Origin of the sequence: Streptococcus pasteurianus (assembly GCF_004843545.1) — a bacterium.
GTDB lineage: Bacteria > Bacillota > Bacilli > Lactobacillales > Streptococcaceae > Streptococcus > Streptococcus pasteurianus.
On record NZ_CP039457.1, the window covers coordinates 1,566,875 to 1,581,074 of the forward strand.

The 14,200-nt window shown below is 36.4% G+C and carries 13 protein-coding genes; 2 read left to right on the top strand and 11 right to left on the bottom strand.

Features of this window, described 5'->3' with window-relative positions; all coding sequences use genetic code 11:
* Positions 1-74: 74 nt before the first annotated feature.
* Positions 75-764, bottom strand: coding sequence for a 50S ribosomal protein L1 (gene rplA / locus E8M05_RS08150; RefSeq protein ID WP_003065909.1), 690 nt, complete (start codon positions 762-764; stop codon positions 75-77).
* Positions 765-918: 154 nt separating this feature from the next.
* Positions 919-1,344: a 50S ribosomal protein L11 gene (gene rplK, locus E8M05_RS08155; RefSeq protein WP_003065913.1), complete on the bottom strand. Its 426-nt coding sequence runs from the start codon at positions 1,342-1,344 to the stop codon at positions 919-921.
* A gap of 352 nt (positions 1,345-1,696) precedes the next feature.
* On the opposite strand from rplK, the gene E8M05_RS08160 reads away from it, so the two are divergent.
* On the top strand, positions 1,697-2,047 hold the full coding sequence (locus tag E8M05_RS08160; RefSeq protein WP_172473476.1) for a DUF3397 domain-containing protein: 351 nt from the start codon (positions 1,697-1,699) through the stop codon (positions 2,045-2,047).
* A gap of 33 nt (positions 2,048-2,080) precedes the next feature.
* Here the strand turns inward: E8M05_RS08160 and E8M05_RS08165 are convergent, their stop codons facing one another.
* From E8M05_RS08165 to E8M05_RS08175, 3 genes are all read right to left on the bottom strand, one after another.
* Positions 2,081-4,489 carry a DNA translocase FtsK gene (locus E8M05_RS08165; RefSeq protein ID WP_003065919.1) on the bottom strand — a complete coding sequence of 803 codons (2,409 nt, stop codon included), beginning with the start codon at positions 4,487-4,489 and terminating at the stop codon, positions 2,081-2,083.
* A gap of 154 nt (positions 4,490-4,643) precedes the next feature.
* Positions 4,644-5,774, bottom strand: a complete 1,131-nt coding sequence (locus E8M05_RS08170; RefSeq protein WP_014620208.1) for a tyrosine-type recombinase/integrase — start codon at positions 5,772-5,774, stop codon at positions 4,644-4,646.
* 54 nt (positions 5,775-5,828) lie between these two features.
* The gene (locus tag E8M05_RS08175) at positions 5,829-6,059 is read right to left on the bottom strand and encodes a hypothetical protein (protein WP_012962305.1); all 231 of its coding nucleotides are present in this window, start codon (positions 6,057-6,059) and stop codon (positions 5,829-5,831) included.
* Between the two features lie 312 nt (positions 6,060-6,371).
* Between E8M05_RS08175 and E8M05_RS08185 the strand changes: the two genes are divergently transcribed.
* Complete coding sequence (locus tag E8M05_RS08185; protein WP_012962306.1) at positions 6,372-7,082, top strand: DUF6710 family protein; 711 nt, start codon at positions 6,372-6,374, stop codon at positions 7,080-7,082.
* 34 nt (positions 7,083-7,116) lie between these two features.
* On the opposite strand, the gene E8M05_RS08190 is transcribed toward E8M05_RS08185, so the two are convergent.
* The 6 genes from E8M05_RS08190 to E8M05_RS08220 all read right to left on the bottom strand — a co-directional run bounded on the left by E8M05_RS08190 (position 7,117) and on the right by E8M05_RS08220 (position 14,192).
* Positions 7,117-8,007, bottom strand: coding sequence for a hypothetical protein (locus E8M05_RS08190; protein WP_014620211.1), 891 nt, complete (start codon positions 8,005-8,007; stop codon positions 7,117-7,119).
* A gap of 17 nt (positions 8,008-8,024) precedes the next feature.
* On the bottom strand, positions 8,025-8,591 hold the full coding sequence (locus tag E8M05_RS08195) for a hypothetical protein (RefSeq protein WP_014620212.1): 567 nt from the start codon (positions 8,589-8,591) through the stop codon (positions 8,025-8,027).
* Between the two features lie 10 nt (positions 8,592-8,601).
* Positions 8,602-9,300 carry a class A sortase gene (locus E8M05_RS08200; protein WP_041973208.1) on the bottom strand — a complete coding sequence of 233 codons (699 nt, stop codon included), beginning with the start codon at positions 9,298-9,300 and terminating at the stop codon, positions 8,602-8,604.
* A 14-nt stretch (positions 9,301-9,314) separates the two neighbouring features.
* On the bottom strand, positions 9,315-10,709 hold the full coding sequence (locus E8M05_RS08205; RefSeq protein WP_136596461.1) for a phage tail tip lysozyme: 1,395 nt from the start codon (positions 10,707-10,709) through the stop codon (positions 9,315-9,317).
* 1 nt (position 10,710) lies between these two features.
* Complete coding sequence (locus E8M05_RS08210; RefSeq protein ID WP_233437504.1) at positions 10,711-12,873, bottom strand: hypothetical protein; 2,163 nt, start codon at positions 12,871-12,873, stop codon at positions 10,711-10,713.
* A 125-nt stretch (positions 12,874-12,998) separates the two neighbouring features.
* Positions 12,999-14,192, bottom strand: a complete 1,194-nt coding sequence (locus E8M05_RS08220) for a site-specific integrase (protein ID WP_117575182.1) — start codon at positions 14,190-14,192, stop codon at positions 12,999-13,001.
* Between the last annotated feature and the right edge of the window lie 8 nt (positions 14,193-14,200).

The window sequence follows — 14,200 nt, forward strand, 5'->3', positions numbered from 1 at the left end:
TGTTTTCTATATTAATCACACAGTCCATAAAAAAATCCGTTTCAACGAAACGGATTTTCTGTTGTATCATCACATTAGAATGAACTTGGATCTACTTTGATACCTACACCTTGTGTAGTTGTGATAGACAAGTTAGTCATGTATGTACCTTTAGCAGTAGCTGGTTTAGCTTTAACGACAACTTCGTGGATAGCTTTGAAGTTTTCAACCAATTTATCTGCATCAAATGATACTTTACCGATGATAGCTTGTACGTTACCTGCTTTATCAGCACGGTAAGTGATTTTACCACCTTTAGATTCTTCAACTGCTTTAGCAACATCCATAGTTACTGTACCAGTTTTAGGGTTTGGCATAAGGTTACGAGGTCCAAGAACACGTCCAAGGCGTCCAACGATAGCCATCATGTCTGGTGTAGCGATAACTACGTCAAAGTCAAGCCAACCGTCGTTGATTTTAGCAACAAGGTCATCTTCACCAACGAAGTCTGCACCAGCAGCTTTAGCTTCTTCAGCTTTAGCACCACGTGCAAATACAAGAACACGTTGTGTTTTACCAGTACCGTTTGGCAATACCATTGCACCACGGATTTGTTGGTCTGCTTTACGAACGTCAATGTTAAGTTTGTATGCAACTTCCACAGATGCATCAAATTTTGCGAAGTTAGTTTCTTTTGCAAGAGCCACAGCTTCTTCTACGCTGTAAGCTTTTGTGCTGTCGATTTTTTCAAGTGCAGCACGCATTTGTTTGCTTTTTTTAGCCATTTAAAATTCTCCTTGTAATGTGGTCATATCGATTTGATTTAAAATCTCCCACGTCACTCATCAAATTACGATGAAGTCTTGCGGGTCTAACGTGAATTAATCTCAACGGTACAGTGTGGTTACCTCAATTAATCACAGATTGGGTTGCTATTGATTAGTCAACAACAGTGAATCCCATAGAACGAGCAGTACCTTCAATCATACGCATTGCAGATTCAATATTTGCAGCGTTTAAGTCTGGCATTTTAGTTTCAGCAATTTCTTGTACTTGTGCACGAGTAACTGTTGCAACTTTAGTTGTGTTAGGTGTTCCTGAACCTTTTTCAACACCTGCAGCTTTTTTCAAAAGAACAGCAGCTGGTGGAGTTTTAGTTACGAAATCAAATGATTTATCTTCATATACTGAGATAACAACTGGGATAATCATGCCAGCTTGATCAGCTGTACGAGCGTTAAATTCTTTAGTGAATCCCATGATGTTAATACCTGCTTGACCAAGAGCTGGACCAACTGGTGGAGCTGGTGTAGCTTTACCAGCAGGAATTTGAAGTTTAACAACTTTTTCGACTTTTTTAGCCATTTATAAAATCCTCCTGTTGTGGTTTTGGCGGTAATTAAGATTTTTACCTCCCACAGATATGCTCAATAGCATACCTTACCATTATACATTAATTTTTGGAAAAAGCAAGGAGTTTATTGCATTTATTTTCTTAAAAATCCTTGATTTGACAACTTTTATTAACTGTTATCAAATTTAAGCACTTTCCAGCTATTTTTTCGTCAGACACTATTGATTTTCCTAATAACCTATTTCCATTCCACGTTAAATTATTGATGTCCATTTTTACTAACAAAGAAAGTCAAACTAAATTTTAGGAAAAGCCCTCTAATCATTTACATCTTTTAGGTTTCAGTATAAAATATAAAGTATGATGATGTACAAATTATTTTCTTTCTCGTTTGTGTTTTTGACACCAATTTTTGCTTATATTTTAGTGACATTTTTCAAATTAAAACGTTTTGGCATTCTATTTACCGACATTGCTTTTCCGATTTTTGCTTTTGAAATCGGATTGGTGGGAAATAAATTTTTAGGGAGTAGTATTTTCTTTTATTATTTGATTTGTCTGTCACTACTCGCTATTATTTTAACGGTAACTTTTCTTAGAAGAGATCATTCTTTTTCTTACCGCCGTTTTGGGAAATTTTTCTGGCGCTCTGGTTTTATTTTGACTTTTCTCTTTTACATTATGGTACTGATTTTAATTTTTACGATTACATAAAAAACGCTAGCCAATTGAGCTAACGTTTTTTTATTATGCTTCTGGATTTGGGTTAGTCATCAGAACTTTACGTGGTTTTGTTCCTTCGGCTGGTCCGATGACACCTGCTGCTTCTAATTCATCCATTAAACGGGTGGCACGGTTAAATCCAACAGACAAACGACGTTGGAGCATTGAAGCACTTGCTTTTTGTGTTTCAAGTACCAAAGCTTTGGCATCTTCAAAGAGTGGGTCACCTTCTTGGGCGCCACCACCAGATTTCAAATCTGATTCAGAAACCTCACCTGGGTCAAAGCTATCATCATAATCTGCGTCAGCTTGGTCTTTAACGAAGCCAACAATGCGTTCCACATCATCATCAGAAATGAAAGAGCCTTGCAAGCGGACTGGATGATTTTCATCAATTGGTTTGAAAAGCATGTCACCACGACCGAGAAGTTTTTCAGCACCATTCTCATCCAAGATGGTACGGCTATCTGTCCCTGATGATACAGCAAAGGCAACACGTGATGGCACATTAGCCTTAATCAAACCACTAATGACGTCAACAGACGGACGTTGTGTGGCAAGAATCATGTGAATACCCGCAGCACGCGCTTTTTGCCCTAGACGAATAATCGCATCTTCCACTTCTTTGCTGGCAACCATCATCAAGTCAGCCAACTCATCAACAATAACTACAATCAATGGTAAAGGAATTTGTTTTTGTTCAGATTGCGCATTAAATTCTTCAACTTTAGCATTGTAGCCTGCGATATTTCGCACCCCAAAATGACTAAAGAGTTCATAACGATTTTCCATTTCATCAACCACTTTTTGAAGTGCTCTTGCTGCCTTACGTGGATTGGTTACTACAGGAATTAGCAAATGCGGAATATCATTATAAACTGACAATTCAACCATTTTAGGGTCAATCATCATGAATTTGACTTGGTCTGGGCGAGCTTTCATCAAGATACTTGCAATAATCCCATTAACGGCAACTGATTTACCAGAACCTGTTGAACCAGCGACAAGCAAGTGTGGCATACGAGCAAGGTCAAATGTACGTGCTGTTCCGTTAACAGCCTTACCAAGTGGTACTTCCAATAATTTATTAGGGTCTGTATTTGCTTGTTCCCAAAGTTCACGGAAGGTTACCGTTGCAATTTCTGAGTTAGGAACTTCGATACCGACCAACGATTTTCCTGGAATTGGTGCCTCGATACGAACATCTTTAGCGGCAAGTGCAAGTGCCAAATCATCGGCCAAATTTGAAATGCGGTTAACACGCACCCCAACTGCTGGTTTGACTTCGTATTTCGTAACAGACGGTCCAATCTCCGCACGTTCAACTTTGACATCAATCCCAAAGCTATTAAACGTATCTTCTAAGACTTTGATATTTCTGCGAACGAGATTTTTTTCCTTAGACTGATTTTTAGGTTTATCTGGTGCAAATAAGTCAATCGTTGGTAGTTTATAAAGAAGATTTGCTTTCGCCGTGAAATCAACTTCTAACGGTTCGCCGTCATCTTCTTCATCAAGTATAGCTTGCGTAGCTTCTTGCGACGGTGACGAATCCATTGTCGGATAATCTTCAAGTGGCGGTTCTTCTAAGCCATCCAAAGTGTGGTCATATGCCAAAATTTCAGGTTCAGTAGGTGAGTCATTTTCTGGAAGATTATCAAATAGCGAAGTCTCATTGTCAGTAGGATTCTCTAAAATTTCTCCTGTTTCTTGGTCAACAGTCATTTGAGCCAAGCGTTCTTCTTCCTCTTTCTGAGCTTTTTCCTGACGTTTTTGTTCAGCAAGTGCTTTTTTCTCTTCTCGTTTTACAAAGCGTTTTTGCTTTCTGATTTCGTTTTTAGCAGCCCATTCTTGGGATTTTTCTTTAAAAAATTCTACAATATCGTAAACTTCCCACGGACTCATCAAAAAGAGCCCCAAGATGATAAACAACGCCCCGATCAGAAATGTGCCAACATTTGAAAAAAGAAAGGCTACGGGTTTATAAAGAACAGCACCAAGCATTCCTCCACCGACAAACTTACTTACTTTAAAATTGATAATGTCACCATAAAGCAAGCGAGCTGTTGTTGAAAAGACTTCCTTGTCACGATAAGCTGTCAATGAAAATAGGTAAGCATGCCATTCAAGCAACAACCCAATCATTGTCACCACAAAACCACCGACAAGCCCTGTCTGTTTATGAAACCATTTAAATCCAATTAAATAGATAAGTACCGCAAACATTAGGAAGTAAGCCAAACTTCCCACCACGAATCTGACGATATTGTAAACTGTTATGCCAAAAATTCCTAGACGAGCAATCGCAAAGAAAAAAATAACAGCTGTCACAATTGCCAAAATAAAACGTTGCAGTGCTTTCTGTCTTTTTATTTCTGCTTTTGTTGGTTGCCGTGATTTACGACCTTTTTTTCTACTTTTTGATTTTGCCATAACCTTATTATATCACCTAACCTTGTTTTTCAAAAATACTTATTGTCAAATACTATTATTTACTACTATTTTACAGTTTTCAGTTTTTTCATCCAACAACTACCTACCACTTATTTCTACTTATTTATTCAATTTTTAGTTAGTTTTTGGTTAATTATAATGCAACAGATTCTAACTTCTCAAAACTATTTTGTTTCATTTTTTCTGTCACGTGAGTATAAATTTGAATCGTCGTTTTTTCATCACTATGTCCAACTCGTTCCATAATTTCACGAACATGAAAACCTAATTCCGCCAACAAGCTAACATGAGAATGCCTAAAAACATGACTAGTTAACTTAAAATTATCTGGCTTGCCAATTTTCTGATTATCAAAATAACGTTGAATATATAAATTAAATGCATCCAAACCAAAGAAATCTCCACGACCATTTGTAAAAACTAAATCTTTATCACTTACAACAGATGTCAAACATTTTAATTCGTCCAATAACTCTACTACTCTACTATTAAAGTAAACTTTTCGATAAGAATGAATTGTTTTTGGTGTTGTAATTCGATAATCTGATTTTTTATTTGCCCTTTGAACAGTATGTCTTACCGTCAGTATCTTAGTCTCAAAATCAATATCAGACCACATTAACGCCTGCGCTTCACCAATACGTAAACCTGTCAAATACAAGAATTCAACTAATATATTAAATATTGGATTTTTTCCTTCTGTATCAAGAATATTCAGATAAAGTCGTATTTGCTGTCTTGATAAATAATGCTCTCTCTTTAATTCTATCTCTTCTTGTGTTACTTTATATTTTGGTAAGACAACTCTATCCATTGGATTATCTACAAGATAACCAACCGTTTTTGCATAATCAAAAAGAGACGATAAATAAACCTTAACTAAATTCCGATAGCCATATGACCAATCTTTAGCTAATAAATATGTTTGTAAAGCAGCCGATTTAATCCTAGTTAATTTTTCATTACCAAAAATTTTTATAAAACCATTCATTATACCCATTTGTGTTTGTAATGTACTAGGTTTTACTTCCATTTTACGTATAACTAACCATTCTTCATACAGCTCTTTTACAGTTTCAGCTTGTAATAAACGAACACTATTCTTCTTACTAATTTTATCTTCTAAAATTCGTTTCGCTTCTGCCTGCACAGCACGTGTCTTGGATTTTAATGTGACAGAAACTTGTAACCAACACTCCTTTCTTATATTCCAATATTTCTGATAATAACGGTATTTACCATTCTCCAATTCTTTATAAAACATATGACCTCCTATCTAACAATAGCAAGCATATCTTTAATCAATGCTTACATTATATCATTTAAATCTCCGTTCTTCACACCAACGCAAATAAAGGTAAAAACCTCTAACATTAATCATTGTCATACGAGTTGATGGACGTAATATCACATGCTTAAATTGCTCATTATCAGCAATATTCAAAATATATTTGTTCAATGTTCCTACTTTGAAATAAGGAAAGTATTTTTCAATCAATTCCTGCTTGTTTACCATCACATCAGGAAAATTATTAATATTTTCTTCCATATATTTTCACCTCATTTACACAAAAAAGCCATGATAACTTATCATGACAATATATTTTACTTTTTAAAATCTTCCATACGATTTTCATGTTCCAATAAAAGTTTAGTTCTATCATTTACTCTATCACTACTTTCAAAAATAGAAAGATATTTTATGATAAAATTAGATTCATAATCTATAACACGTTTATCTCGATCTGCTATTACATCATAAGTTACAATTTCATGAATCTTATCAGCCGAACGATAAATAACACGTAAGTCTGACTTCAATTCAGAAAACTTATAAACTTTTACAATAAGGAACACTAAAATGACTAAATTTACACCTAATATCAACGTTAAATACACCATAAGAGACCAACTTTCAAAATTTAAAAATAACAAGAAATTTAACACATATTTACATGCAGTTAATGATATTATCAACGACAAAGAAACTACAAAACAAGAAAAAATTAATGGTTTAAACCATATCATAAAGCATTTAAGTCTTTCAATCGAAAACCAATTAATAGAGGATTTATTATCAAATTTTCAAGAATTCCCTGAACCAACTAATGATTTATTAAACTTTCCAACAACACTTCGCCCAAAAGAAATTTCATTCAAAAAGCAAATAAAAATTTCAATCCATTCTACACCAATAATTACTTTCCCTTGGAGAAGGGAGCGATTATTAAAAAATTTACAATTAATAGGTGAACTAGCTAATAACCCCTTTAAGCCCAATGAAAATCATTGCTACAACATATATGTTTTTCCATTAAACTTAGTATTAATAGAAAACGGTCACCACTCAACAGCTACTGCACTATTAGAAAACAACACAGAAATAACAATTGACCACTACATAGACTTATCTATATTGTATGATTCGATTTACTTTAACGGAACATATTTTAAAAATACACATTACCATGCTAAAATTAGTCCTAAATATAAAGAATTTGGCATTATTTTTGAAATAGGACGTTTACTAAATGAAAATAATTTAAATATTATTCCTCAAGACATCAAATAATAAAAGCCATGACTAAAAATCATGGCTCAATTTATTACTTTTTAAATTTTGCTTTAACATTATCAATCAAGGCTTTTAATTTGTCTTTAAAGCCTAGACTAAGACCTGCCAAAATAATTAACAAACCAACAATCACACCAACCGTACTTTCACCAGTTTCGGGAAGTGTCACTTGTTCGCCATCAATTGTTGTCGCTGAGAAAGTCTTATCTTCATTTTCAGTTACACCCAAATCCGTTAAATTAGCACTTGAACCATCTGAAAGTGTCGCAACACCCGCTTGAATATCTGTAATGGTTACACCGCTAATAAGCGTTACAGGATTAACAGTCGTTACGTCACGAACAATTTGACCTGTCACTTGTGAAGTTGTTCCTACCTGACTAGCTCCAGCGTCGTAAGCTGTTTGAGATGATACGTTTGGATTGTTAGTTGGTTGTGACTTATCTGTATTAACTGTTGTCGTTTCACCAGTTGTTGTTGGAACTTCAACTGTTCCTGTTTCTTGATTTTGTTGAGATGTGTCATCTTCTGTTTGACTATCTGATGTTTCCGTTTGTGTTTCTTCACTATCCGTTTGCGTGTCTGAATTCTCACTTTCTGACGTTTCTGTTTGAGTTGTTTCACCCACAACATCTGTCTCCGTAGATGGTGTTGTTTCAGATGATGAATCATCAGTTGTTGGCGTTGTTGGTGTTTCAATAACACCTGAACCACTATCAATTGTATCATTAACATCATCACCAGCGTTTGACGTATCTGTTTGGGTATCCGTTGAAGAATCTGAACCTGTTGTAGATGGTGTTACCACTACTGTATCATCAACTGTTCCTGCAATATCCGATTCGTCCGCAAAAGCTGTGCCTGCTTGCGTTAAAACAAGCGCTGATACTGTAACCATTGTTAAAATTTTTGATTTTTTCATTTATCTTCTCCTTAAATTTAATATTGAATGCCTGTTGGAATACCATGCAAACTCGCAATTTCCAACTGTTGTGTGCCTGTCACATAATTTCCTGCAAGCGAAAGATTTTCTGCACCGTCTTTTGTCAAATCAACTGTGAATTGATACACGTTTTCACTATCACTTGCATAAACTTTTAACGTACTAATATCAAGCTGATAACCAGCTTTTAACATTGTCACAACTGTTTGTGCCATTGCTTGACTAGTAACTGATAATTTGTCTTTATACGTTACTTGAACATCAGACTGATTATTAATCTGTGTTAAATAATCAAAAGCAACCATCAACGAAGCAGTCACTTTTTTAGTCGCTTCATCATCTAATGGTTCATCTGACTTTTCAAGCGTTTGTGTCGCTTCATCTTGTGCTGAAAGCAATTCTGATTCACTTGTAGATGAACTTTTCTTAGTTGACTGTTGTGTAACCGTATCTGTATTTGATGGTGATGACCGTGACTGTTCATTCCTATGACACGAACGAACCGATAAAATAATCAAGCCTACTAGTAACACTAGCAAGCCGATAACGACCTTTTTCTTCATTTTTAACTCCTTACTGAATTTGATTATATGAATAGTTAAAAGCTTTCACTTGAACTTTTGTTGCCTTTTGATAAGCTCTCGAATCAGTTAAACTTGCTTTGACGATAAGACGTTTCGTTGCTTCTTTATCTTCACAAGTCACTAAGGTTAACGTTGATTCCCCAACAACATCAGCTAAAACCTCCGTTTGTTCAGGACTAACAGATTCGATTTCCGTAATTTTATAAGTATAAATCATTGACTTATCCGTTAAATAGATTGTCATACCAACTTTTGCTTTTTCTAACGGTGAAAAGAGCATTTGAGACGACCCTGTTAAGCCAAAAACGTGATGACTAGCCAAAGCATAATTGTTTTCACCACCCATGACTTGATTATCTTTCATCGTTCCTGCACCATAAAGCAAATTGTCGTTCGTCACGCCTTTAAAAATAGGAAGATTAATAGATAAGTCAGGAATAGCAATGCCACCAATAACTGGCAAATCTGTTCCACTTGACGTTAATAAGCTTTTTACGGAAACGGACTGAACACTTGAAAAGTCATAAGTGGCTTCTGCTGTTTCATTTTTCGCAATCGTTGCTTTTGAAACTTGACTAACTTGATAGTCATTAGACCTTAAACCAATTACATAATGACTGATTGGCTTACTAAACACCAATAAGAAACCAATCACTATCATTAGTAGCATAATTATCTTTTTCTTCATATCTTCCCTTCCTTTTATCCAACTGACGACGCTTCAGAAACAATACTATAACCTGCGTTACTTGGGTCATAAAAACTCCAACCAGACGCATATTGAGAAGTTGGTACATAACGATAAGACCACGTGTATTTACCAAAGCCACCATTTTCACCTGACAGAGAAGAATAGTTTTGTTCAACCACTAAAATATCACCATTCGAAAATACGTGACTAACTACGCCTGTATGACCAACATCATTACCAGCAGAGCTTGGCGTTTGACTAAAAACTGCCCCCGCAGTTGGTGTTGTTGAAGTTGACCCGCCAAAGTTACTTGCCCAATTCTTGGCAATATCTTGTCCGTTACCACTTGTCATAGTTGGATGAGAACCATTTTTCTCCCACAAGGCATACATAAGACTTGCGGAAAGGTCAGTACATTGACCGCCCGAGTAAGCAATCACATTCCAACCCGTGCTATCTTTGAAACCTAGACCTACACTTGCAGGGTCTAAAGCATATTGTTTTAGGTCATCTGGTAAATCGTCTCTTTTCCAAGCATTGTAAGCACTATAAGAAACCGTACCTCCATCCGTTGACCAAGACCCTGTACCACCAGAAGATGATGACGAACAATTACTAGTGCTAACGGCTGAAACCTTATAATTGGAATCAGAGCTAGAATCACTTGAACTTGTGCCAAACGCTTCATTAAACTTACTCTCATCATAGCTATAAGAAGCGCCATTAAACATGTCATAAGTGGTTTGAGCGTCCGCTTGTTTTTGACTTTGGTCAATATAAGCGGTATTTCCACGCTCATAAGCTTGCCAGACTAAGGTTGCTTGTTGCGGGTCGGTCATCTGTGCCATTTGTTGGAATGAATGATTGCCACCCGTCAAGTCCATAGAAGCGTTCCAATCACCAGACAGAATCGCTTGTGCCACAAAGGTATTTTGAGCGTCTACGTCAAGCCATTTGCTGTCGCCAGCTTCCGCAAATTTAGTATACGGTGTGAATTGATAAATCCCACCACCGCCAACAGAATAACCAGAGCCACCGCTTGGAATAACACCAGCGGATAATCCATTGGTTAACTCATCTGTACCGTAATGCCCCTCGGCTCGGTCAACAAGCGAGAAGCCACCCTCGGAGTTAACCCAGCCAACGATTCCAGAAGCCGAAGCACCGCTTAGCCCTTTAGACACCCAAGAATCAAAAACCAGTTTAGCGTTGTTATAAGCCGTTGACCCCTCGTGCGTCCAATCCGTATCCGAAACTACCGTACTAACAGTGGCTCCAGACGTTGAACCAGAAGAAACATCACAACTTTCATCTGCACCAGCAAACAAAGCAATGATAACAACGATAGTAATAAAGAAAGGCAATAATAAAATAGAAAAGAGACAGCCCAAGCGTCGTTTTTTCATCTTATTCACCTCGCAATTCTGCTAATCGTTGTTCAATATCAGACATTCGTCTTTTATTCATACGATATTGTCTATTTTTAGTTGTTGTTTTAGCTAAGCCACGTTTAAAAGCTGATTGACCTGTTTCTAACTGTCCTAAATCATCACTAGATTGATAGTGGGATAATTCATCTTCCAATCTATCAACTTTAGCTTGTTTACGATACGTTCGATAATCATTCGGTAACTCATCAGACGTTGTTAAAGGGGATTCTGTTTGAGGAACTTCTACCTCTTCAATCGCTGAATCTTTTGAAAAGTTATCCGTTGAATAATCTTCAATAGCTTTATCACTTTGAGCATTATCCGCTTGTTGATGATAGTCAATGGCTTCTTCATTTGACAAATCTTGTTCAAAATCTTCAATAGAAACATTTTCATTATCATCAAGAGAATCATTAGGTAAGCTTTCTTGATAAACACCATCATAATCAATGGTGTCATCTTCAATACTTGGTTCACCCTCATCATATAGTGGAACATCTACCATGTCAGGGTCAACTTCTGTAAAATCAACATCTTCAACAGTAGAATCATCATCACTATATGACGGATTACCCATATCTTCAAATTGGTCATCATAATCAGAATTATCAGCTAGATCAGGTGTTACCTTACCATAATCTGGTTTAAATTTTGAAAAAGCTTTCTCCAAACCATCTTTAGCTGTTAAGGCTAACCCTGCACCTGCACCAGTTGCAAGCATTCCCATTGTCGCCATATCACTCGCTCGTTCATACATATTTCCACCTGTATCACGAAATTGACTAGGCGCATTAACAACACCGTCCGCAAGTCTAGCAACGCTATTTGCTTGATTATGACCCAAAATAAAGGTTAAAACCTTTTCTTTATTCTTCCAAATCGCCACAAACACAATCGCTTGTACAACTGTTGAAATCACTAGTTCAAAAACAGGTTGAAAATCACTAAAGCTAACTAAATCTTGTTCAGATAAACTATCAAAACCGCTTGATACAAAAACATTAATAATGGCTTCAATATAAAAGACCATTAAGGTTAAAAAGCCAGTCAATACTGGAAAAAAACTAGCCCCTAACATTAATTTGATGGTATTAAAAATCACATCTTGCATTCTTGGTGCTAGTGACACAATTAAGGCTAATGGAAAAGCAATCATTAAGAAAATCACTAATAACTGTGCCACAAAAGACATTAATTGAATCAAGATTAGCGGTAAGCCTAAAATAATCGCTTCAACAATTTTCAAAATCACATAGAGACATTTAATCACAATGTAATCACTAACAGCTGAAACCCAACGATTTTTTTCCTCTCCATCATCTGCACCATGTCCTATATCATCTAAATAACCACCTTGCTTTCTATCAGCATCACGTTCGCTTGGCTTTACTTTTTGAAATTTACCATCTACTACAGAACCAAGAACCTTTGAATCATCAAAATCTTCTGTTGCACCTGTTTGATTGTTCATATATTTACCATCAAGACGACCTGTATTGACATAGATATAGGCTGCATAAGCCGTTCTGGCAATATAATTATCCGCAACAGATGTTTCTGAACTGATTGTGTTATCATCATTTTCAGGATTGACAATGCTCATGTTAGAAATCGTCGTGCTAGCAGAGGTTGCCACATTGTGAATTGTATCCAAAACATAAATACCACCAGATGTATTTTGCATAGTGCCAAAATACCCTAAGCCAAGCATAATCACCGCAAATAAATGCAATAATCGACGTCCAACATCACCTTTTGAAAAAGTATAACCAATAAAAATACTAAAAGCCGTTACGGCTATCACAAGATACAAAAGAGAATTGTTATAATTCCCTGAACCTGCTAAACCATTCCATAAGTTTTTAGACGTGTCATAAACGGTATTTTTATAAACATCATATAAATCAAAACTTTCAAAAAAGCGAAGAATTAACGAAATAAAGCCAACAATCAAATCTAAAATCATAAATGGACCATTGACAAATATTTCTGTTAAAATCTTCCAGACGGCACTAATATTAAGACTAGCAGTCGGTTCTATATAGGCTTTTAAGTCAAAAATCGAAACACCAGATACTTTATTATAGAGATTAACTAAAATTATATATGTCTTTTTGACTATCTTTTTATATCTTCTCAAATGTCCGCAAAGCCTTATTTTATCGGCTCTACGGGCATTTTGCTTTTGTGGTAAACCTCACATATCTAGGTCTATCTTCTTATATTTTCGCTATCAAGCGTGGTTAAAATCGTGGTAAATACTTCTTATGCGATTAGACGCTGAACCTCTGATTTTGCGGTATCTATGGACGCATGAGCGTACCAGTTCATTGTGATATTGATATTTGAATGTCCCATGATATACTGTAAATCTTTTGGGTTCATGTTCTTGCTTGCCAGTCTTGTACAGAACGTATGGCGTAGCGTATGCGGTGTGATATGTGGTAAGGGATTGTCCTTGTGTTGCTTGTTGTATTTCTTTACCATACGGACAAATAAGGCGTTGTAATCAATCGCAACTTTTGGCTTGCCTTTCTGATTGACAAATAGGAAATTGCTCTGTCCATCTATCACAAATGGTTCTGCCTTTGGACGTTTCTTCATAACCCGTTGAAATGCCTGTATCGTTTCCTTGCTTAATGGCACTTGCCTTATTCCACTTTTCGTCTTAGGCGTTTCAATGTAATAGCCCTGTTCCTTGCTCTTTAATAACTGGTGGTCGATAATCATAACTTCATTCTTGAAATCAATGTCGGCTACTGTCAGTCCGCACAGTTCCGAAATACGAAGTCCTGTCTTTAATAATATCAGCACATCATCATAATGCTTGTGATACACATTGTCCGTCTTGATAAATGAGAGTAAGGCTTGTTCCTGTTCCTCTGTCAATGCGACTTTCTCTTTGGTATCATTTTCTATGACTTCACTTAACTTAAAATCAAAAGGGTTCTTCCTTACACAATCGTCTTGTATGGCGATATAGAATGACGCCTTTAACGAGCGTTTATGGTTGTTAATGGTGTTATAGGAAAAGCCTTTGTCTTTCATGCGTAACGCCCATTCTTTAGCGTCAGAGGGTTTGATTGTATCAATGCTCCTAGCACCTAACTTGTCCTCTTTCAATAACCGCATGAGTTGTTCCCTTTGTTTCTGTGTGCTTTTCTTTACATTTGCCCTCTGTGCGTTCTGTTTGGCGTAAAGTTGGCAAAGCGTCATTTTCTTGCCTGTGCTGTCGATACCGTCCTCAATATCCCGTCTTATCTGCTGTTCCAGTTCTCGAAGTGAGGGTTTTTCCCGTTTCCCCTTTGGTGTGGGGTCTGTGGGCGTCAATCTCCAAGCATACACATATTTTGTGTTTCCAAATGCGTCTACATATTTATATAAGTATTTTCCGTCTGTTCGTTGGCTCTCTCCAGTATGCAGGATACGACCTTTGTTATCCCGTCTTTTTTCTTTCATGGTGTCTG

Bases quoted from the DNA above. Each gene is read 5' to 3' on its own strand.
- E8M05_RS08195 (WP_014620212.1), bottom strand. From the start codon at position 8,591: ATGAAGAAAAAGGTCGTTATCGGCTTGCTAGTGTTACTAGTAGGCTTG.
- E8M05_RS08175 (WP_012962305.1), bottom strand. From the start codon at position 6,059: ATGGAAGAAAATATTAATAATTTTCCTGATGTGATGGTAAACAAGCAG.
- E8M05_RS08200 (WP_041973208.1), bottom strand. From the start codon at position 9,300: ATGAAGAAAAAGATAATTATGCTACTAATGATAGTGATTGGTTTCTTA.
- E8M05_RS08220 (WP_117575182.1), bottom strand. From the start codon at position 14,192: ATGAAAGAAAAAAGACGGGATAACAAAGGTCGTATCCTGCATACTGGA.
- E8M05_RS08190 (WP_014620211.1), bottom strand. From the start codon at position 8,007: ATGAAAAAATCAAAAATTTTAACAATGGTTACAGTATCAGCGCTTGTT.
- E8M05_RS08170 (WP_014620208.1), bottom strand. From the start codon at position 5,774: ATGTTTTATAAAGAATTGGAGAATGGTAAATACCGTTATTATCAGAAA.
- rplK (WP_003065913.1), bottom strand. From the start codon at position 1,344: ATGGCTAAAAAAGTCGAAAAAGTTGTTAAACTTCAAATTCCTGCTGGT.
- E8M05_RS08165 (WP_003065919.1), bottom strand. From the start codon at position 4,489: ATGGCAAAATCAAAAAGTAGAAAAAAAGGTCGTAAATCACGGCAACCA.
- rplA (WP_003065909.1), bottom strand. From the start codon at position 764: ATGGCTAAAAAAAGCAAACAAATGCGTGCTGCACTTGAAAAAATCGAC.
- E8M05_RS08205 (WP_136596461.1), bottom strand. From the start codon at position 10,709: ATGAAAAAACGACGCTTGGGCTGTCTCTTTTCTATTTTATTATTGCCT.
- E8M05_RS08185 (WP_012962306.1), top strand. From the start codon at position 6,372: ATGACTAAATTTACACCTAATATCAACGTTAAATACACCATAAGAGAC.
- E8M05_RS08160 (WP_172473476.1), top strand. From the start codon at position 1,697: ATGATGTACAAATTATTTTCTTTCTCGTTTGTGTTTTTGACACCAATT.